This is a genomic window from Paracoccus sp. (in: a-proteobacteria), assembly GCF_032007265.1.
Lineage (GTDB): Bacteria > Pseudomonadota > Alphaproteobacteria > Rhodobacterales > Rhodobacteraceae > Paracoccus.
In genome coordinates, this window is sequence record NZ_DALZMB010000008.1 from 37,448 (window position 1) to 57,774 (window position 20,327).

The following is a 20,327-nucleotide window of genomic DNA, read 5'->3' on the forward strand; positions in this document are numbered from 1 at the left end:
AACCAAAATGAGCGATTTCGAACAGAACTGGGAAGCCCAGGAAGAAGCCCGCCGCGCATGGATGGCCGAGAATTCCTTGTACCGCGCCGAGGATGAGCATTCCTCTTGCGGGGTCGGCCTAGTCGTGTCGATCAATGGCAAAGCCAGCCGTCAGGTCGTCGAAAACGGTATCAATGCACTGAAAGCGGTCTGGCATCGCGGTGCGGTTGATGCGGATGGAAAAACCGGCGACGGCGCGGGCATTCATGTGCAGATCCCGGTGCCCTTCTTTTACGATCAGGTGCGCCGCACCGGCCACCACCCTGATCCCGACAAGCTGATCGCGGTTGGCCAGATTTTCCTGCCGCGCACCGACTTTTCCGCGCAAGAGCGCTGCCGAACCATCGTGGAAACCGAGGTTCTGCGCATGGGCCATTACATCTATGGCTGGCGCCACGTCCCGGTGAACACTGCCGTTCTGGGCGAAAAGGCCAATGCGACGCGCCCCGAAATCGAACAAATCCTGATCCGCAACGAAAAGGGCATGGATCAGGAAGCCTTTGAGCGCGACCTGTACATTATCCGCCGCCGGATCGAACGCGCGGCCGTCGCGTCGCAAATCGCGGGGCTTTATCTGTGTTCGCTGTCGTGCCGCTCGATCATCTATAAGGGCATGATGCTGGCCGAGCAGGTTGCGGAATTCTATCCCGACCTCAAGGACGAGCGCTTTGAATCGGCCTTTGCGATCTATCACCAGCGCTATTCCACCAATACTTTTCCGCAATGGTGGCTGGCGCAGCCCTTCCGCATGCTGGCCCATAATGGCGAGATCAACACCCTGAAGGGCAACCTTAACTGGCTGAAATCGCACGAAATCCGCATGGCCTCGAACGCCTTTGGCGCCATGGCCGAGGAAATCAAACCGATCGTACCCGCAGGCTCGTCGGATTCGGCGGCACTGGATGCGGTCTTTGAGGTGCTGGTGCGCTCGGGCCGTTCGGCGCCGATGACCAAGACCATGCTGGTCCCCGAGGCTTGGTCAAAGGCCACGACCGACATGCCAAAAGCATGGGCCGATATGTATGCCTATTGCAACTCGGTCATGGAGCCGTGGGACGGCCCCGCCGCCCTGGCCATGACCGACGGACGCTGGGTTTGCGGCGGCCTGGACCGCAATGGCCTGCGGCCAATGCGCTATGTCGTGACGCGCGACGGGCTGCTGATTGCGGGTTCGGAAATCGGCATGGTTCCGGTGGACGAGGCCAATTTGATCGAAAAAGGCGCACTTGGACCGGGTCAGATGATCGCGGTCGATATGGTGAATGCCAAATTGTACCATGACCGCGAAATCAAGGATCGCCTGGCAGGCAGCCAGCCCTTTGGCGACTGGGTCGAAAATGTGGTGCAGCCCTCGGATCTGATGGCGCAACTGCCAGAAGCCGCGCTGTTTAGCGGCGATGAGCTGCGTCGCCGCCAGATTGCCGCGGGCTTCACCACCGAGATCGTCGAGGGTATCCTTGCCCCCATGGCCGAGGACGGCAAGGAATCGCTGGCCTCGATGGGCGATGATACGCCGCCCGCCGTTCTGTCGCGCCAGCACCGCCCGCTGTCGCATTATTTCCGCCAAAACTTTAGTCAGGTGACCAACCCACCCATCGATTCCTTGCGCGAATCGCGGGTGATGAGCCTGCGCACGCGCTTTGGCAATCTTAAGAACATGCTGGACGAAAGCTCGTCGCAGACCGAGATCACCATGCTGGAAACGCCGTTTCTTGCGAATGGCGAATTCGAAGAGCTGACCCGGATGTTCGCGCATCAGGCCACCACCATCGATTGCACCTTCGCGGTGGATGGCAGTGCCGATGCTTTGGGCGATGCGCTGACCCGCATCCGCAATGAGGCCGAAGATGCAGTTCGCTCGGGGGCGGGGCATATTATCCTGACCGATGAGAGCCAATCGGCACATCGCGCGGGCGTGCCGATCATTCTGGCAACCTCGGCCGTGCACAGCTGGCTGACCCGCAAGGGGCTGCGCACCTTCTGTTCGCTGAACGTGCGGTCGTCGGAATGTATCGACCCCCATGATGTTGCCGTGCTGATCGGCTGCGGTGCAACCACGGTGAACCCATACCTGGCGCAGGACACGCTGGCCGACCGCATCCAACGCGGCCTGCTAGAAGGCAGTCTGGTCGATATCATGACCCGATACCGCGAAGCGGTGGACGGTGGTTTGCTCAAAATCATGGCCAAAATGGGGATTTCGGTCGTCTCGTCCTATCGCGGCGGCCTGAACTTCGAGGCAGTCGGCCTGTCACGCGCCATGGTCGCGGAATATTTCCCCGGCATGCACAGCCGGATTTCAGGGATCGGCCTGCATGGCCTGCAAGCCAAGCTGATCGAGGCTCATGCGCGCGGCTTTAACGCCGATCATGTCGAGCTGCTTCCGGTTGGCGGCTTTTACAAATCGCGCCGCTCGGGGGAAAAGCACGCCTGGGAAGCCAATACGATGAAGCTGCTGCAGATGGCCTGCGACAAAGCCAGCTATGACATCTGGAAGCAATTCACCGCCACAATGCGGGCCAACCCGCCAATCCATATCCGCGACCTGCTGGATATCAAATCGCTTGGCCGCCCGGTCCCGATCGAAGAGGTCGAATCGATCACCTCGATCCGCAAGCGCTTTGTGACGCCGGGCATGTCCCTGGGTGCCCTCTCGCCCGAGGCGCATATGACGCTGAATATCGCCATGAACCGCATCGGCGCGAAATCCGACAGTGGCGAGGGTGGCGAAGATCCCGCGCATTCCGTGCCGCTGCCGAATGGCGACAACCCCTGCGCCAAGATCAAACAGGTCGCCTCGGGCCGCTTCGGCGTCACGGCCGAATATCTAAATGCCTGCGAAGAGCTGGAGATCAAGGTCGCCCAAGGTGCCAAACCGGGTGAAGGCGGCCAGCTGCCGGGCATGAAAGTGACGGATCTGATCGCGCGCCTGCGCCATTCGACCAAGGGCGTCACGCTGATCTCGCCCCCGCCGCATCACGACATCTATTCGATCGAAGATCTGGCGCAGCTGATCTACGACCTCAAGCAGATCAACCCGCGTGCCAAGATCACGGTCAAGCTGGTGGCATCCTCGGGCGTCGGCACGATCGCCGCGGGCGTGGCCAAGGCAAAAGCCGACATCATCCTGATCTCGGGGCATAACGGCGGCACTGGCGCCTCGCCCGCGACCTCGATCAAATTCGCGGGCCTGCCTTGGGAAATGGGCCTGACCGAGGCGCATCAGGTTCTGGCGATGAACAAACTGCGCGAGCGGGTGACCTTGCGCACCGATGGAGGGCTTCGCACGGGCCGTGACATCGTCATGGCCGCGATGATGGGCGCCGAGGAATACGGCATCGGCACCGCCGCGCTGATCGCGATGGGCTGCATCATGGTGCGTCAATGCCAGTCGAACACCTGCCCGGTCGGCGTCTGTACCCAGGACGAAAAGCTGCGCGCGATGTTCACCGGCAGCGCTGACAAGGTCGTGAACCTGATCACCTTCTATGCCACCGAGGTGCGCGAGATTCTGGCCAGTATCGGTGCCCGATCGCTGGATGAAATCATCGGTCGCGCCGATCTGCTGACCCAGGTCAGCCGAGGCGACAAGGGGCTGGATGATCTTGACCTGAACCCGCTGCTGATCACGGTCGATGGTGCTGACAAGATCGTCTACGACCGCTCCAAGCCGCGAAATGCCGTGCCCGATACGCTGGATGCCGAAATCATCCGCGACGCCGAGCGGTTTTTCAGCGAGGGCGAGAAAATGCAGCTGAGCTATGCCGTTCGCAATACGTTGCGCACGGTCGGCACGCGGACCTCATCGATGATCGTCCAGAAATTCGGCATGAAGAACAAGCTTCAGCGCGACCACCTGACGATCCGCCTGACCGGTTCTGCGGGCCAGTCGCTTGGCGCCTTTGCAGCCCCCGGCCTCAAGATCGAAGTCTCAGGCGATGCCAATGATTATGTTGGCAAGGGCCTTTCGGGCGGCACGATCGTTGTGCGTCCGCAAATGGGCAGCCCGCTGGTCGCAGCCGATAATACCATCATCGGCAATACCGTGCTTTACGGCGCGACCGATGGCTATCTGTTCGCCGCAGGCCGCGCGGGCGAGCGTTTCGGCGTGCGCAACTCGGGCGCCAAGGTGGTGATCGAGGGCTGCGGAACGAACGGTTGCGAATATATGACCGGCGGCGTCGCGGTGATTCTGGGTCGGATCGGCGCAAACTTTGGTGCCGGGATGACGGGGGGCATGGCCTATCTCTATGATCCCCAAGCCGTTGCACCCCAATATATCAACGCCGAGTCGCTGGTCCTATGTGCTGTGACCCAACCGCATTGGGAGGCCGAGCTGAAAGGCCTGCTCGAGCAGCATTTGAAAGAAACGGGTTCGCAGCGCGCCTGCGAGATCTTGCAAAATTGGGAACAAGAACGCGCCCATTTCCTGCAGATCTGCCCGCGCGAAATGCTGCCCCACCTCAAGCATCCGATCGCCCCGGTCGATGATGTAACCGCAGTTCCTGCCGAGTAATCCGGCCTGACAAAGCATCAAAGGGCGGCCATGTGCCGCCCTTTTTCGTCTGCATGACATGCGACGGGCAGCCCCCAATCCTGTTTTGGATCAAGGACAGCACAGCTCTTTGGTGACAAATTCGCTTGGTGGCCACTCTGCCCCCTTGGAACAGGCAGGGCCGCAAGCGCGTTAGCGCTGCAATATGCATATGCAAAGGATTGAACCATGTCAGACCTGATCGTCGTTGCCTTTGAGGATGAAGCCACCGGATTCGAGCTGCGCGCCGAGCTGGTAAAGATGCAAAAGGAATATCTTCTTGAGCTAGAAGACGTGGTCGTTGCCACTCGCAGTGCAGAAAATGACATCAAACTGCATCAGGCCATGAACATGACCGCAGCCGGCGCATTGGGTGGTGGTTTCTGGGGCACCCTCGTCGGGCTTTTGTTTCTGAACCCGCTGATTGGCGCTGCGGTGGGCGCAGCTTCCGGCGCCTTGGCTGGCCGTTTCACCGATATCGGCATCAATGATGATTTCATGCGCGATGTCAGCCATGCAATCGTTCCGGGCGGCTCGGCCGTATTTATTTTGGTGCGCAAGATGACGGCCGACAAAGTGCTGGCCCGCCTCGATGCCTTCCACAAGCGCGGCCGGGTGCTGCAAACCTCGCTATCGGACAGCGACGAGGCCCGCCTGCGCGAGGCCTTTGCCGGTGGCAATCTGGCTGAAACCGTACAGTCAGCCCCTCAGGAACCCAGCACCCCCAGCACCACCGCTGGCTGATAACTTCGGTTTTTCTGACCCAAAGGCCAGACAAGACTTGACGTAAGCGGCATGGGCATGACACGAGCCATCCCATGCCGCGACGCCCCGAAATCCTGGACCTCGACGATAGCTCTCCCCGACAGAACTGGCTGCGAGGGGCCTTTTTTTGGCTCTGTGGCTGGTTGCGCTGGCTTGGGCTGCGCTTTCTGGCGCTGATGGTCGTGCTGGTGTTGATCTTTTCCTTCATCAACCCGCCAACGACCTGGACCATCCTCAGCGAAAGCCGGACCTACCCCGGGACCCCGCATGAATGGACCCCGCTCAGAGAGATCTCCCCTGCCATGATTCGCGCCACCGTCGCTGCCGAAGACGCCAATTTCTGCAGCCATTGGGGCTTTGACATGCACGAGATCCGCAAGGTGGTTGCTGCGGGCTCATCGCGCGGCGCCTCGACGCTTAGCCAGCAAACGGCCAAGAATGTCTTTCTCTGGCAGGGTCGCAGCTGGCCACGCAAAGTGCTTGAAACCGCCTATACCCCGATGATCGAGGCGCTCTGGTCCAAACGCCGCATCATCGAGGTCTATCTCAATGTCGCGGAATTCGGACCGGGCATCTTTGGCATCCACGCCGCCGCCAAGCGCTATTACAAAACCACCCCCGACAAGCTCACGGCGCGCCAGTCTGCGGCCCTTGCCGCCATCCTGCCCTCGCCCAAGACCCGCAAGCCCGAGCCCGGCTCACGGCGCGCCCGCGCGATCCAGGATGGAGCGGCCACAATCGCCCGCGACGGTCGCGACAGCTGCCTCAGGCTCGATTGACGTCTTTCATGCCCAAATATCCCCGCCGGAGGCCGCACAGAGTTGAAACGCGCGCCTGCGCGTCGTATCACCCCAGGCAAGCCAACAAGACCCGAGCCGTCCGCGTATGAACACGCCTTCCCCCTCCTCGACCATCCGCCTCTATCACATCGCCCTGTCGCCTTTCTGCCGAAAGGTGCGCCTCGTGCTGGCCGAAAAGCGGATCGAGATCGAGCTGGTCGAAGACCGCTATTGGGAACCAGGTTCCGAACTGCTGCGCCGTAACCCCGCAGGAAAATTGCCGGTCCTGCGCATGGATGGCCGCCTGATGGCCGAAAGCCAGGCAATCTGCGAATATCTGGACGAGATCATGCCGACGCCGTCCCTGATGCCCAGCTCGCCCATTGACCGCTACGAGGTTCGTCGCCTTTGCGCTTGGTTTGACGATAAGTTCAACACCGAAGCCACCCAGCCGGTCATGTATGAGCGCGTCTGGAAAAAGGTCATGAAAGCCGGTTATCCCGATTCCCGCGCGGTCAAATCGGGCCTCAAGGCGATCAAGGACCATATGGACTACATGACCAGCCTGCTGGAAACCCGGCGCTGGCTTGCGGGCAATACGATGTCTTTGGCCGATTTCACGGCCGCGGCGCATTTCTCTTGCCTCGATTACATCTCGGACATCGACTGGGACCGCTCTGCCGCCCTGCAGGAATGGTATGCGACGATCAAGTCGCGCCCGGCCTTCCGCAGCCTTCTGGCCGATCATCTGCCCGGCGTGCCGCCTGCGCCGCATTATGCCGAACTCGACTTCTGATCCCGCAGCCCTCAAGGCGCGGCTGACCCAGACCGCGCTGGCCGAGGGTTTTTCCGATATGGGCATCTGCCGCCCCGACGCGGTTCCCGCCCTGCCCGAGCGGCTTGAGCACTTCCTCAAGGAAGAACGCCACGGCCAGATGGAGTGGATGGCCGAGCGCAGCCATTGGCGCGCCAATCCCGCCGCCCTTTGGCCCGAGGCAAGATCTGTGATCATGCTGGCCGAACTTTATACGCCCGTTCACGATCCCATGGCGGTCACGCAGATCCCCGACAAAGGCGCGATCAGCGTCTATGCTCAGGGCAAGGACTACCATGATCTTGTGAAGAAACGCTTAAAGCGGGTTGGTCGCTGGCTGCTGGACCAGGCCCCGGGCGAGGCGATCAAGGTTTTCGTCGACACCGCCCCCGTCATGGAAAAGCCGCTGGCGCAGGCGGCGGGGCTTGGCTGGCAGGGCAAACACACCAATCTGCTTTCACGTCGTCTGGGCAGCTGGTTCTTTCTCGGCTCGATCTTTACCACCATCGAGCTGCCCATTGACGCCGCCGAGGTCAGCCATTGCGGCAACTGCCGCGCCTGCCTTGACGCCTGCCCAACCAATGCCTTTCCCAGCCCCTATCAGCTGGATGCCCGGCGCTGCATCTCTTACCTGACGATCGAGCATAAAGGCCCAGTCGACCCGGCTTTGCGCCCCCTGCTGGGCAATCGAATCTATGGCTGCGACGATTGTCTGGCCGCATGCCCCTGGAATAAATTCGCCCAAGAGGCCAGCGAGCTGCGTTATCTTGGCCCCCATCGCGCGCCGGATCTGGCCGATCTGGCAAGTCTGGATGACGCCACCTTTCGCGAGCGATTTTCCGGCAGCCCGATCAAACGGATCGGACGGAACCGACTTGTCAGAAACGTGCTTTATGCCATCGGCAATTCAGGTCGCGCCGAATTGCGCGACGATGCCGCAAGGCTTATCACAGATGAGGACCCTTCGGTTGCGGATGCAGCCCGTTGGGCTTTGGACCGCTTGAAATGAACCCAGGCACCGGCATCCTTTTAAAGCTGTGCAGCGTCGTGGTCTTTACGATCATGGCAGCGCTGATCAAATTGACGGCCGACGTCACGCCCCCCGGCGAGCAGGTGTTTTTCCGTTCTTTCTTTGCCATTCCCGTGATCCTGATCTGGCTGCTTTGGCGCCACGAGGTCAGCACGGGCCTGCGCACCCAACGACCGATCAAGCATTTCTATCGCGGCTTCATCGGCACCACGGCCATGGGGCTGAACTTCGCGGCGCTTGGCCTTTTGCCCTTCCCCGAGGTCACTGCCCTTGGCTATGCCGCCCCTTTGTTGACGGTCATCTTTGCCGCGATGTTTCTGGGCGAAGATGTACGCGCCTTTCGCCTGATCGCCGTGCTGACCGGGCTGATCGGCGTGGTCATCGTCCTGTTGCCGCGCTTCAGTGCCAGCGCCGAGGCGCTGAGCACCGCCCAGACGCTTGGCGCGGTATTGGCCCTAAGCGGGGCGGCCTGTAGCGCGCTGGCACAGATTTTCGTGCGCAAACTGGTGATGGAAGAGCGCACCTCGGTCATCGTCTTTTGGTTCTCGGTCACATCGGCGCTGCTGTCGCTGACCACCCTGCCTTTTGGCTGGATCATGCCGCAGGGCTGGACGCTGGTTTTGCTGATCACCACCGGGCTTTTGGGCGGGGTCGGGCAGATCCTTTTGACCTCATCTTACCGTTTCGCACCCGCCTCGGTGGTGGCACCCTTTGAATATGCCTCGGTCATCCTGGCGCTATTGATCGGCTATGTGAATTTTGGCGAGGTTCCGACACTGACCATGCTGCTTGGCTCGGCCATTGTGGTCGCTGCCGGAATCGCAATCATTCTGCGCGAGCGACAGTTGGGCATTGAACGGACCCGCCAACGCAAGGCCATGACCCCACAGGGGTGAATGATGCCTTTGGGCCCAAATGCCCAAAGGCAGATCACCGGCTCACGCGCTTCACGTGAATCCGAAGGCCATGAAATCGCGCGCATAGACCTGACGCACGATCTTGGCCAACCCCTCATCAGCCAAAAATTCCGGCATAACCTCGGCGGGACATTCGGGCACGGTGCCCAGACCGGCATCCGCCGCCAGCCAGCCCAGCCCGGTGTTCAGCCTGTCCTCGCGCAAGACGAAATCCGGGCTGACGAAATTGCCCATTCCTGCCAGCACATCCACCTGCGAGGCCCAGTATTGCTGGACCGGAAAGCTGGTCTGACCGTTCAGGTTGCGGCGTAAAAAGCCAAGGAAGGCTTCGAAACATTGCAGCAAAAGCGCCTGATCCATCTCGGCCAATGCGTCTTCGGCGGGCAAGGGCACACGATGGATGTCACGCAAGATCTGGCGCAGCTTTCCACGATTGCCCTCAATAACCTCGGTGAAAACCGCCCAGGCGCGATGCAGAGGGTGGCGCAGAACCGTAAAGCTGCGGTGACCGGGATGGGCGATTTTCCATTTGCGCAAGGGCTGATGGGCAAAGTCACGCGATAGCGCGCCGCGCGCGGCAAGCCAGTCGGTGACTGTTCGCGTCGGGCCGCTGGACATCGGCAGATAAAGCACACCCGCCCCCGCCTCGCAGGCGATGACATTGCCAAGATTGGCGCCGCGCCGGGGCTCGAAATTGGGGACCTCATGTAGGGCAAAGGGGTCCATCCGGGCCAGATCGCGCTGCATCTGCGCAAAGTTGGTGACTTTTTCCGACAAGGCTCTCGGATTTTGCGGCACCTGATCCTTGGCCAGTTCGACCTTCTCCAGATCAGTGCGCCCCAACCAGTGCAGCAGGCCCGTCATAACCCCAGTATCGCGCAGATCGCTGTAGCCCAGCCAGAAAGCCGTCTGACCGGTGCGCTGCAAGCCGCTTTGGATTTTCTGCTGAAACTCGCTGATCTTGCCGTGAACACGGGTGAATTCTGCGCGATCAAAGTGGATTGCGGCCGGAATTGGGGTTTCGGTCTCGTTCAGCTTCCACTGATTGGTCGTACGCGCCAGCTCGGTCGAGACATAGCTATCCAGCACATTGCGAGAAAGAATGATTTTCGCGCATTCGCGATCTTGCATGATCAAATCGAAAACCCGCGGATCGTGATCGTGGAAATAACGAAAACCCGGCAGGTGATCAGGGATCGCAAAAAGCGCATCCAGCAAGCGCTTGGGGTTCTCGTCACGCTCGGCCTGGGTGACACCGCGCAGCTCGGTCTTGTCGGGCCAGCCCATCATATAGGGGTTAAAGGCCTCGCCAAAGCAGGTGACGCGACGGATGCCGTTCAGCGTCGCTTCCAGGAAGTTCGAGCCCGTACGCATTTCCGCGAAGATGACAAAGCGCTTGAAAGTCTGATTCTGTGTCACTGAAGCTGGTTCTTTTCTTTGGGTTCATCGACAGGGAAATCGCCCATCATCTGTGGTCGCAGGCCAGCATTGCGCAGGCGCTGGAAAAAACGTCCGATCCCGGTCAGATCTCGCGCGGCAGGTGGCGCGCCGACAAGGGCGGGATCGCCGCCCAAAGCTTGCAGCACCGATTGCAGCGCGCCAACGGGGCGGGCGGTAAAATCGGCCAGATCCCAGGTCTGCACGCGCGCCTTTAGCCAGACCGATTGCAATGTGGCGATCTGCTCGACTTCGGTGCGCTGCAAAACCGCGGCGATGCGGCGGATATTGTCGAAGGGCATCCCCGAGGTCAAAAGCGGCACCGCCCAAGCGCCCGTAATCACAAAAATACGGGCATTGGGATCGGTGGCCATGAACCAGTTCAGCTCGACGCGGTCGCGGGGGCTGTGCTGAAATACCTGCATCCGGTGCGAGACCCGGATCAGATTGGCCAAAAAGCCGCGCGGATCCAGATCGCGCATTGCTGCGCTATCGGCCAAGGCCCCCGGCCCAACCGTAGCGCGATCAGCGAATTCGACGCGATCCTCGGCCAGGATATGGCCATGCACATCCGCATCAAGACGTTTGCCAAGCCATCTTTCGAAATCCGGATAAAGATCGGTAAAGCCGTGCAGCACGCCATAGGCGGCGCTGGTTTTACCGTTTTCACGATCTTTCAGCGGATAGCGGCTTTGCATGTAAAGGCCCGCCCGCCCAAGGTCTCGCCGCGACACCGCGCGGTTGATCAGCCGGCCCAAACGTGCGGGCTGGGGCTCAGCAGCCGAGGGCCAGACCATCACCGGGCGCGGGAAATAGGCGTAAAGCCCGCTTGCACGTGGCCAGATCTTGCGCGCGACAAAACAGCCCGATTCCTCAAGCATCTGTCGATGGTCGTCATAAAAGATATAGGGCTTTCCCTGCCCGTCGAATTTGGCCAGCGTCAGCGAACGGCTTTCGATCCGCACCGAATGGCGACGTGCCAAGGTCTGGAAATAGCTTTCATCGGGCACCCAGACCTTGGAAAAATAGCGGTCAAATTCGGCCCGGCGCGGGTCCTCCAGAATGGCGGAAATCGTCTCTCGGGTCAGGCACCACCATTGCGATCCAAGGTGCGGGACCAGCCCGTCGGGGATCTTGCGGTGCAGCTTTAGCTTGCGCTGAAGTGCCACATATTTGTCAAACAGCAGCCGTTTTCGGCGAAACGAAAAAGGAAAGCGCAGGGTGAAACGCTCTTCGTTCAACCCGCCCACAGTCCAGCCGACATCTTCGGCGGTAACGCTTTCGATGAAATCACGTTTGGGATGGCGAGACAGAAAGGCCACCAGATCCGCCACCGGACGCAGCGGCAGACAAGACCCCGAAACCAGCATGACATGGGTGACATCGTCAAAGCGCTCCAGCAGCAGGCTGGCGGCGTCCTGAGTTGCCTCGACCAGCTCGAACATGCCCCATTCACAGGGCCTGCGGCGGCAAAAGACCACATCCGGCAGATCGGCAAGGTCAGAGTGCATTTTCTGGACATCGACCTCGGGGGCGCGCGCGTCGATATGCACCGCAACCGCCGCACCGCCGTCAGCCCAGATCCGCACCATTCGGGCGGCCAGATGCAGTTCGTCGTGACACAAGATCACCACGCCCATCCTGACGCGCATGCTCATGCCCAATTCCCTTTCGAGATCAGCCCCAGATCTTCCAACTGGCGCCAATCATGCAATTCCCGCGAATAGTCGCACCACAGATCGACATCCTCCTGCAGGCCCGACTGATAGGCGCGATATTCCTGACTATTGGCATAGTGCTGCCCGCGATCCAGCTCTTCGGCGGATTTTTCGACGAAAGTGGACAGGAACTTGGCGTGCAGCAAGCACCCCGAGGCCTTTTCGCCACCATGTTCATCGTAAACCAGGTTCAGCGACCTTGGCAAAAGCATGTGGGTCGAGCTGGCATAGGCATAAGACTTTTCCCAGCGCACAAGCGGGATCTTGTTCAGCGCCGGACCCTTTTCCGGCTCATCGGGGAAAAACACCCGCGCGCGCGGACCGCCCTGAATCCACAGATTGCCGAATTCGTTATTCTTGCGGATCGCATAATTGGCCGGATCGAACCAACGCGCGATCTCAAAAGGATCTTGCCCTTCTTTATAGGGCTGCGCGGCAATCGGCCCGCGCGGATACATATCCAGCAGCATCGATGAAAATGAACGGATGGCCGAGGCGTCCAGCCAATCGGTCAAGGCGCGCAGCGGACGGGTGTCGCAATGGGGATAGACCAGAAACTCATCGGGATCGACAGTCAGGCACCAATGCCCCGCGCCATAACGGCGCAGCAGCCAATTCAGCCAATCCATGCCAAAGCGCGATTCTTTGTAGCTGGCGGTGGTCAGCCACAGCGACACATCCGGCTGTGCCAGCATGAAATCCCGGCTGCCATCATCCGAGTTGTTGTCCACCACAAAGAAGTGCTGAACCCCCATTTTCCGGTAATATTCCAGAAAATACGGCAGCCGGACCCGTTCATTTCGCAAGGTTACGAAAAGCAGAATATTGCCGCGCCTGATCTTGGCGGTTTGATCCGACAAAACCCGCAACCGCCGCCGACGCCTGATCGCGCGCGCCAGCAACCACTGCCGCATCGTGCGCAAGCGGATTCTGCGTTTCAACTGCCTGATGATCTTCGACAAACCGGCCCCTTCCCGAGCTTAGGAATAGACTAAACCTGACGTTGCAGCAATGCGGCCTCGACCACGGCAAAGTGGCCGGGCCAATCGGGAACCTGCAAGGGCGGCAAACGTCTGGGGGGTGCATCGGCAAGGCGCAAGATCGCCTTGGCCCAAGCCGCCGCATCGTCGGGGTCCAGATACTCGGCCCCCTCTGCCAGCAGCTCTTGGGTAGAGGGAAGTGGAGTTGCCAGAACCGGGATACCACGTGCCGCGGCCTCGGTCAGCGGCAGACCAAAGCCTTCGGCGCGGCTTGGCATCAAAAGCGCCTGGCTTTGCATCATCAATGCAGCGACTGCCCCATCCTTCAGCCCCGAAAGCTCGTGGATGGGATCCGATGGCGCGAGATTGTCCAGCCGTGCAAAAGTGTCGTGGTTTTCCCAGCCGCGCCGGCCAATGATGAACAATTGTGGCAGATCGGCGGCTGGTCTTTGTCGGGCCATGATCGCCCAAGCATCCAACAGCACAGCATGGTTCTTGCGCGGCTCGATGGTGCCAAGGCTGATGAAAAAGGGCCGATCCAGCGCGAGACCCGCGGGGATTTGCGAGGGGTCGGCTGCGCTTAGGCTGGTCCCGATCGGTGCAACGACAACCGGCACGCGGCGATGGATGGCCAAACGCTTGCGCCACAGCTTGATCTGAACTGCGCTGGCTTGTGAAATCGTCACAATCAGATCCGACAATCCCGCCGCCTGCAAAAAGCGATCCCGGAATTTCTGGCTTTGGCCGCTCCGGGTAAATTCGGGGTAATCCAGCGGGATCACGTCATGGATCAACACGACCCTTTGTAAGGCCGACAGACCGGCAAAGACCTCATTGCGCCAATTCGAGTGGCCAAGGTTCAGATAGGCTGCCCCCTGCCCCAGACGGGCCTGCGCGATCTGGCCCAGCCGCTCGACGCGCCCGCGCGTGAAAGCGATCGCACGACTGCGAAGCTGTTGGGCGGCGCGATCAGCCAGCGACACTTTGCCAGTCAGTCGCGCCAAAAGGCCGGGCTGGGGCAGATCGCCAAGCTCACCCGCGCTCCAACGCAGAATGTCGGCGCCGGCTTCGGCAGGCAAAAGCGCCTGCCCGCCCGCAACCCGGCATAACAGCAGATGCGGACGCGACTGAAGGTGCAAAAGCCATTCAAGTTCAACGCGGTCGATCCCCGTCAGGGGACCTCCGCCTAGGCGTGAGACGAGGCGCGAGACATCCAGCAGGAACCCGCGCTCAGCGCTCATATCCACCATTCTGGTGCCAGCGCCATGCATCGGTCACCATTTGATCCATGGTTGAACGACGCGGATCCCAACCCAGCAGCGTCATCGCCTTTTCACTTCCCGAGACCAGCTTGACCGCATCGCCCGCGCGGCGCGGACCCTCGACGATCGGCACCGGACGGTTGGTGACGTGATGAGATTGGTTAATGACCTCGCGCACGGAAAAGCCATTGCCCGTGCCAAGGCAGAACACTTCGATGCCCGGTCCGACTTTTCCAGCCTGCAAATGCTTCAGCCCAAGGACATGCGCATCGACCAGATCCATGACATGGACATAGTCGCGGATACATGTGCCATCGGGCGTCGGGTAATCCGTGCCGAAAATCGTCAACTCGCCGCGCTTGCCGTCAACTGCGTCAAGAATAAGCGGGATCAGATGGGTTTCGGGCTGATGGAATTCGCCAACCTCGCCCTCGGGATCAGCGCCCGCAACGTTGAAGTAGCGAAACACCACCGAACGCAGGCCATCCGAGGCACCGAAATCCTTGAGCATATCCTCGATGGCGCGCTTAGAGGCACCATAGGCGTTCAAGGGCGTCTGGGCCGTATTTTCATCCAGCACAACGCCATCATGATCGCCATAAGTCGCGCAGGTCGAGGAAAAGACGAAATCGCGGATCCCTGCCGCGATCACGGCCTCGATCAGCACCAGCGAGGCCGAGACGTTGCCGCGCCAGTATTTGCCCGGCTCGCGCATGGCTTCGCCAACCTGGCTAAGCGCGGCGAAATGCATCACGGCAACGGGGCGATGCTTGGCCAAAACTTCGTCCAGTCGTGCGCGATCACTTAGATCGCCCTGCTCGAACGGGCCGAATTTGACCGCATCCTGCCAGCCTGTGCATAGGTTATCATAAGTGACGGGCTCAAAGCCCGCCGCTTTCAATGCTTTACAAGCGTGCGAGCCGATATAGCCCGCGCCACCCGTGACCAAAACCCGGTCTGCCATGTGTCGAAACCCTTACTCTGCCGCTTTGCGGATCGCAGCCAGATCGTTCAGGTAATCACCGAACTCGTCTTTCAGCTCATCGCGCGCCAGACCAAAGGCCACCGTCGCCTGCAAGAAGCCCGCCTTCGAGCCGCAATCGAAACGCTGGCCACGGAAGCGCAGGCCAAAGACATCGCGCCCCTCTTCAATCTCGTCAGCGATTGCGTCGGTCAGCTGGATTTCACCACCCGAGCCCTGACGCAGCTTGTTCAGGTTCTGCATCACGGTGGGCGCAAGGATATAGCGGCCGATCACAGCAAGGTTCGAGGGCGGGTTTGACTGCGGCTTTTCAACCATGCCTTTGGCGCGCACGATAGCGCCCATATCTTCGGCGATGTCGAGAACGCCATAGGATTTGGTCTTTTCAAGAGCCACTTCCATGGTCGCAACCATGCTACCGCCGGTCTCATTATAGGCTTCGATCATTTGCTGCAGGCAGGGCGGCTCGCCCATGATCACGTCATCGGTCAGGATCACGGCAAAAGGCTCGTCGGCGACAAGGCGACGCGCGCACCAGACGGCATGACCCAACCCCAGCGCCTTGTGCTGGCGGATATAGGCAATCGCGCCCGATTCCATATTGGTCGAGCGCAGGGTCTCCAGCAGATCGGTCTTGCCAGCTTTCTTGAGGTTGGATTCCAGCTCGTGGGCGTGGTCGAAATAATCTTCCAGCGCACCCTTGCCGCGCGAGGTCACGAAGATGAATTCAGTGATGCCAGCGGCGCGGGCCTCGTCGATCGCATATTGGATCAGCGGGCGGTCAACCAAAGTCATAATTTCTTTCGGGATACTTTTCGTTGCCGGCAGAAAACGAGTGCCCAGCCCTGCGACCGGGAAAATAGCCTTGGTGACCTTACGCGTCATAATCTCACTCCTGCGCCCTATCGCCTGACTGCAATAGAGTTAATTTTTTCGTGCTTTATCACTGAACATTACGTCATGTCAGTGAAGAGTTATCGTATCTGTACATATTCCTGATCTGTCTGAAAATCAGGTCAAAGTTAATCCGCAATATCTTTTCGGCAGAATGCCGCATGAATAGGCATATTCCATCGCCGAGTGCCAGCCAGATTGGCCTGCTCCGACCCAATATGTCGATGCTTTAAATCGTTAAAAACGCCGGATTTTTGCTCCCACCAGCCACCCTCGGCCAGTTTCAGCCGTGCAGGCAAGCGCGAGGGGGTCCAAAGCGCCAAATAGGTGATTCGCCCCTCGGCCACCGCCTGTGCCGCCTGACGACGCAGGCGGGCAGCCTGCCAATGCCATCCCGACAAATAGCAATGCGGTTGATCGTCCGGTCCCGCCGCTTTCGGGTCTAGCCAGGCCAACAGCGGGGACTGGCTGGGTGCGATGGGCTCAGATGGCGGATCGGGCAGATCCGTTTCAAGACCCTGATCAATGCCGCGCTTGAGCCCCGCCAGCAAAGGCCCGACCCGAAACGGGTCAAGTCGCCCCGACACCATCAGCCGCAACAATCGCTTGCGCTGAGATACAATCAGCCCCGCCGTGGCATCCGCAAGCAAAGCGGGATTGCCGTGGCGTCTGGCAAAGATCGCGGCCGAGCGACCAACCTGCGTCAGATCAGATGGCACACCCGACTGCGCGCGAACCGGGCCTGCCGCTGCGCCGTGGATCACTTCGGCCTGCGGCACGATCGCGGTCAGTCCATCGGGAAAATGCTGCGCAAGACGCATATTCACGTCGCTTTCATCCAGATGATAGCGAAAGGCCGGATCAAAGCCGCCGATCTGGCGCAACGAGGCGCTGCGAAAGGCACAATTGGTGCCAATCGTGCTGACCGGAGCGCCGTCTTTTGCGGGGCATTTATAAATGCCCGTGTCCGAATTCAGCCCGGTCGCCACACCCTCGACCGGGATAGTCGTGCCCGCCGCCGTGATACGCTCGGCCCGCGCCTGCCAGCCAAAGCCGTCTGGACCCCGGGTATAGCCCGTTGCGGCGATGACCTGTGGATCGCTGAATGGTGCTGAAATCCTCTCGGCCCAGCCCGGCAGGGCCAGCGCGTCATCATCGATGAAAGCGATGACCTCGCCGGATGCGACGGCGATGCCGGCGTTCCGCGCCGCCGAAATATTGGCCTCGTCAAAGGGAACGCGCTTGATCGCCAGGTCAGGACGCAGATCCAGCGAGGCCGGATCTGTAACAAGAATGATTTCCGTTCGGGCACGCCGTTGGGCGGCCAGGGCCATCAGGCAAAAGCCCAGATGGCCGCGGCGCAGGCGCGACACGACGATAATGCTTAACGAAATCGGGCCCGCGCCTTGGGCAGATGCCCCGCTATCGGTCAATCCGCCCCCATACGCAGCATCATCTCTTCGATTTTGGCGACATCCGAGGGGTTGTTCAGCTCCCAAAACTCGCGGCCGCGAGCTTCGACCTCGACGCAAAGCACCTTACGGCCCCGTTCCAGAAAACGCAGCTGCTCTAGCCCTTCAAGAACCTCGGTGCGGCCCTCGCCCCAGCCCGGATATTCTGCCAATGCAGCGGGACGATAAGCATAGACGCCGACATGGTGAAAAACCGGCGTTGGCGCATCGGCAGCAAAATCGCCCGCTGCAAAGGGGATCACCTCTTTCGAGAAATACATCCCGCGCATGTCATGGCCAAAGACTGCCGTCGTGCCGCCAACCCGCCCAGCCGTGCGATCCGCAATCAGATCGGCGCGCATCTGACCGTTGCAGCGCAGCACGGGCGTGGCCAGGTCGGCCGAAGCATCGCCTCGCAAGCCCTGGACCAGATCCTCGACGAACCAGGCAGGCGTCAAAGGGGCGTCGCCCTGCAGGTTCACCACAATCTCGGGGTTGATGCCCAGATTGCTGATGGCTTCGGCGCAACGCTCGGTGCCATTGCGTGCCTCGGGCGAGGTCATCACGACCTCGGCGCCAAATGCCTCGGCATGATCGCGAATGCGCGCGTCATCGGTCGCGACCAGAACCCGGTCAATGCCCGAGACCGACTTGGCCGCCTGCCAGCTGCGACGGATCAGGCTAAGGGCCTGCCCCGAGGCGCCTTTCAGCTCGACCAAGGGCTTGCCCGGATAGCGCGAGGATTGATAGCGCGCTGGAATGACAATCACGACCGACATGACTTAGCCCTTCACCAGCAAGACACCCGGGGTGAAGGCAATGAAAAACGGATTTTCAAAGCCCGGCTTGCCATAAAGCAAAGGCGTGTGATCATCGAAACGCACGACCTTGCCGCCCGCCCCGCGCAAGACCGCATCGCCCGCTGCCGTATCCCATTCCATGGTCCGGCCCAGACGGGGGTAAAGATCCGCCTCGCCCGTCGCGACCAGACAGAACTTCAGCGACGATCCGGCCGAGGTCATGTCCTTGACGCCATAGCGCCCGATATAGTCGTCAGTCGCGGCATCGCGATGGGATTTCGAAGCCACCACCATCAGCGCGCGATTGTCGGGCGTTGTGTTCACGCCAATCGGGTGGGTCTGCCCCGGGGTCGGACCAAAGGGGCCAACCTCTTCGACGGCGCCACCATCGGCCAAAGTATAGAACAGGCGCCCCTTGGCCGGGGCATAAACCACGCCCAGAACCGGGATGCCATCACGGACATAAGCGATATTGACCGTGAAATCGCCACGGCGCTGCACGAATTCCTTGGTCCCGTCCAGCGGGTCAACGATCAGGAAAGTGCTGACATTTTGACCATGGGTCGCGGCCTGCTCTTCGGTTACCAGCGGAATATCGGGAAATGCAGCACGCAAACCGGCAGAGATCAGCGCATCGGCGGCCTCATCTGCCTCGGTGACCGGAGAGGAATCGGATTTTGCGCGTACGTCGAAATCTTCTGCGCCGTAGATCTGCATGATCTTTTCGCCTGCCAGCAGGGCAAGACGCCGGAATTCGGCAACCATCGGTTCAAATTGCATTCATTTTCCTTTCCTGCCGCAGGCATAATCGCCCACACCAGATTGAACCCGCGTTTCATGTCACTTATGGTCCGAGGAACTGCTTTCGGCAAGCGCCGGGCACCCGAAGGGACACTGGGCGCAGCACATGTTCACCGCACGGCGAAATCGAAACCTGCTAGAGGCCGCGTTCACGACGCTGGCCCTGATTTATCACGTCACAGTCTATGACCTGCGCAAGGAACACCGCAACGCGGTCATCGGGCTGGTGATGACAGTGCTGCAATCCATGCTGTTCGTCATGGGTTTCCTGGGCATGTATATGATCATCGGGGTCAAACACTCTCCCATTCGCGGCGACTTTATTATCTATATCATGTCGGGGATTTTCCTCTTCATGGTCCATTCGCAGACCGCTGGCGCGGTATCGGGTGCGGGTAGTTCGGTCGATGCGATGGTCAAACACGGCCCGATGAATACCGCCGTGATGATCTGCGGGGCGGCGCTGGCTGTTCTTTATCGCCAGACTTTCGCGATTTTCGTGATCCTTGCGGGATATAACGCCCTTTTCGCGCCCGTCACGCTTGAGGATCCGATCTCCTGCTATGCCATGGTGCTGCTGGCCTGGTTCTATGGCATCTGTATCGGGCTTTTGTTTCTATGCGTGCGCATGTGGTGGCCCCAGGGCGGCAAGGTCGTCACCCAGCTTTACCAACGCATCAATATGATCGCCTCGGGCAAAATGTTTGTGGCCAATACTTTACCGACATTCATGTTGCACATGTTCGCCTGGAACCCGCTGTTTCACATGATCGATCAGGTGCGTGGCTATGCCTTTATCAATTACACACCGCATAACAGCTCGCTCAGCTATGCGATCTATATGACGCTTGCGATGATGATGATCGGGTTGATGGCGGAATTTGTGACCCGCAATGCGGTCTCGTTGAGCTGGAACTCGGGGCGCTAGCCCGAGGCGGGGCGGCTATGCGAGATGTGCGCCGCTGGATCACCCGCCCGGCCGCTTGGGGCGGGCCATGGCTTAGCGCATGGGGCGGCGCACCCCGCAGCAGACAAAGAAAACGGGCGGAACATAATTGGGCAAATCACTATGCACCAGCCGCTTGCAGCCCCGTTTCCCCTCCCTATATAGAGACGTGAAACCG

General features: G+C 60.2%; 16 protein-coding genes. 7 read left to right on the forward strand and 9 right to left on the reverse strand.

Going from position 1 to position 20,327, the window contains the following annotated elements; genetic code table 11:
• Positions 1-7 precede the first annotated feature (7 nt).
• The 6 genes from gltB (at position 8) to RTS12_RS03345 (ending at position 8,857) form a co-directional block, all read left to right on the forward strand.
• Complete coding sequence (gene gltB / locus RTS12_RS03320) at positions 8-4,555, forward strand: glutamate synthase large subunit (protein ID WP_312525466.1); 4,548 nt, start codon at positions 8-10, stop codon at positions 4,553-4,555.
• A 207-nt stretch (positions 4,556-4,762) separates the two neighbouring features.
• Positions 4,763-5,317 carry a DUF1269 domain-containing protein gene (locus RTS12_RS03325; protein ID WP_312525468.1) on the forward strand — a complete coding sequence of 185 codons (555 nt, stop codon included), beginning with the start codon at positions 4,763-4,765 and terminating at the stop codon, positions 5,315-5,317.
• Positions 5,318-5,391: 74 nt separating this feature from the next.
• On the forward strand, positions 5,392-6,117 hold the full coding sequence (gene mtgA, locus RTS12_RS03330; protein WP_312525470.1) for a monofunctional biosynthetic peptidoglycan transglycosylase: 726 nt from the start codon (positions 5,392-5,394) through the stop codon (positions 6,115-6,117).
• 106 nt (positions 6,118-6,223) lie between these two features.
• Positions 6,224-6,913: a glutathione S-transferase family protein gene (locus RTS12_RS03335; RefSeq protein ID WP_312525472.1), complete on the forward strand. Its 690-nt coding sequence runs from the start codon at positions 6,224-6,226 to the stop codon at positions 6,911-6,913.
• Positions 6,894-7,940, forward strand: coding sequence for a tRNA epoxyqueuosine(34) reductase QueG (gene queG / locus RTS12_RS03340; RefSeq protein ID WP_312525474.1), 1,047 nt, complete (start codon positions 6,894-6,896; stop codon positions 7,938-7,940). Before RTS12_RS03335 ends, queG begins: the two co-directional genes overlap by 20 nt.
• Complete coding sequence (locus RTS12_RS03345; protein ID WP_312525476.1) at positions 7,937-8,857, forward strand: DMT family transporter; 921 nt, start codon at positions 7,937-7,939, stop codon at positions 8,855-8,857. Before queG ends, RTS12_RS03345 begins: the two co-directional genes overlap by 4 nt.
• 51 nt (positions 8,858-8,908) lie before the next feature.
• Here RTS12_RS03345 and RTS12_RS03350 read toward each other — a convergent pair whose 3' ends face one another.
• The 9 genes from RTS12_RS03350 to cysQ form a co-directional block, all read right to left on the reverse strand.
• Positions 8,909-10,297: a hypothetical protein gene (locus RTS12_RS03350; RefSeq protein WP_312525478.1), complete on the reverse strand. Its 1,389-nt coding sequence runs from the start codon at positions 10,295-10,297 to the stop codon at positions 8,909-8,911.
• Positions 10,294-11,967 carry a beta-1,6-N-acetylglucosaminyltransferase gene (locus RTS12_RS03355; RefSeq protein ID WP_409455660.1) on the reverse strand — a complete coding sequence of 558 codons (1,674 nt, stop codon included), beginning with the start codon at positions 11,965-11,967 and terminating at the stop codon, positions 10,294-10,296. Before RTS12_RS03355 ends, RTS12_RS03350 begins: the two co-directional genes overlap by 4 nt.
• A gap of 2 nt (positions 11,968-11,969) precedes the next feature.
• Positions 11,970-12,947, reverse strand: a complete 978-nt coding sequence (locus RTS12_RS03360) for a glycosyltransferase family 2 protein (protein ID WP_409455661.1) — start codon at positions 12,945-12,947, stop codon at positions 11,970-11,972.
• Between the two features lie 77 nt (positions 12,948-13,024).
• Positions 13,025-14,254, reverse strand: coding sequence for a glycosyltransferase family 1 protein (locus RTS12_RS03365; protein ID WP_312525484.1), 1,230 nt, complete (start codon positions 14,252-14,254; stop codon positions 13,025-13,027).
• On the reverse strand, positions 14,244-15,239 hold the full coding sequence (gene galE / locus RTS12_RS03370; protein ID WP_312525486.1) for a UDP-glucose 4-epimerase GalE: 996 nt from the start codon (positions 15,237-15,239) through the stop codon (positions 14,244-14,246). Before galE ends, RTS12_RS03365 begins: the two co-directional genes overlap by 11 nt.
• A gap of 12 nt (positions 15,240-15,251) precedes the next feature.
• A complete protein-coding gene (locus RTS12_RS03375; protein ID WP_312525488.1) occupies positions 15,252-16,142 on the reverse strand; it encodes a UTP--glucose-1-phosphate uridylyltransferase in 891 nt (296 codons plus the stop codon).
• A 137-nt stretch (positions 16,143-16,279) separates the two neighbouring features.
• The gene (locus tag RTS12_RS03380; protein WP_312525489.1) at positions 16,280-17,584 is read right to left on the reverse strand and encodes a glycosyltransferase; all 1,305 of its coding nucleotides are present in this window, start codon (positions 17,582-17,584) and stop codon (positions 16,280-16,282) included.
• Entirely contained in the window at positions 17,581-18,381 is an 801-nt protein-coding gene (locus RTS12_RS03385; protein ID WP_312525491.1) for a manno-octulosonate cytidylyltransferase, read from the reverse strand. Before RTS12_RS03385 ends, RTS12_RS03380 begins: the two co-directional genes overlap by 4 nt.
• Positions 18,382-18,384: 3 nt before the next feature.
• The gene (gene cysQ / locus RTS12_RS03390; RefSeq protein ID WP_312525493.1) at positions 18,385-19,182 is read right to left on the reverse strand and encodes a 3'(2'),5'-bisphosphate nucleotidase CysQ; all 798 of its coding nucleotides are present in this window, start codon (positions 19,180-19,182) and stop codon (positions 18,385-18,387) included.
• A 127-nt stretch (positions 19,183-19,309) separates the two neighbouring features.
• Here cysQ and RTS12_RS03395 point away from each other — a divergent pair, with 127 nt between their 5' ends.
• On the forward strand, positions 19,310-20,131 hold the full coding sequence (locus tag RTS12_RS03395) for an ABC transporter (protein WP_312525495.1): 822 nt from the start codon (positions 19,310-19,312) through the stop codon (positions 20,129-20,131).
• Positions 20,132-20,327 lie beyond the last annotated feature (196 nt).

Coding starts and splice junctions, on each gene's coding strand:
- gltB (WP_312525466.1), top strand. CDS start 8: ATGAGCGATTTCGAACAGAACTGGGAAGCCCAGGAAGAAGCCCGCCGC.
- RTS12_RS03325 (WP_312525468.1), top strand. CDS start 4,763: ATGTCAGACCTGATCGTCGTTGCCTTTGAGGATGAAGCCACCGGATTC.
- mtgA (WP_312525470.1), top strand. CDS start 5,392: ATGCCGCGACGCCCCGAAATCCTGGACCTCGACGATAGCTCTCCCCGA.
- RTS12_RS03335 (WP_312525472.1), top strand. CDS start 6,224: ATGAACACGCCTTCCCCCTCCTCGACCATCCGCCTCTATCACATCGCC.
- queG (WP_312525474.1), top strand. CDS start 6,894: ATGCCGAACTCGACTTCTGATCCCGCAGCCCTCAAGGCGCGGCTGACC.
- RTS12_RS03345 (WP_312525476.1), top strand. CDS start 7,937: ATGAACCCAGGCACCGGCATCCTTTTAAAGCTGTGCAGCGTCGTGGTC.
- RTS12_RS03355 (WP_409455660.1), bottom strand. CDS start 11,967: ATGCGCGTCAGGATGGGCGTGGTGATCTTGTGTCACGACGAACTGCAT.
- RTS12_RS03360 (WP_409455661.1), bottom strand. CDS start 12,947: ATGCGGCAGTGGTTGCTGGCGCGCGCGATCAGGCGTCGGCGGCGGTTG.
- RTS12_RS03365 (WP_312525484.1), bottom strand. CDS start 14,254: ATGAGCGCTGAGCGCGGGTTCCTGCTGGATGTCTCGCGCCTCGTCTCA.
- galE (WP_312525486.1), bottom strand. CDS start 15,239: ATGGCAGACCGGGTTTTGGTCACGGGTGGCGCGGGCTATATCGGCTCG.
- RTS12_RS03375 (WP_312525488.1), bottom strand. CDS start 16,142: ATGACGCGTAAGGTCACCAAGGCTATTTTCCCGGTCGCAGGGCTGGGC.
- RTS12_RS03385 (WP_312525491.1), bottom strand. CDS start 18,381: ATGTCGGTCGTGATTGTCATTCCAGCGCGCTATCAATCCTCGCGCTAT.
- cysQ (WP_312525493.1), bottom strand. CDS start 19,182: ATGCAATTTGAACCGATGGTTGCCGAATTCCGGCGTCTTGCCCTGCTG.
- RTS12_RS03395 (WP_312525495.1), top strand. CDS start 19,310: ATGTTCACCGCACGGCGAAATCGAAACCTGCTAGAGGCCGCGTTCACG.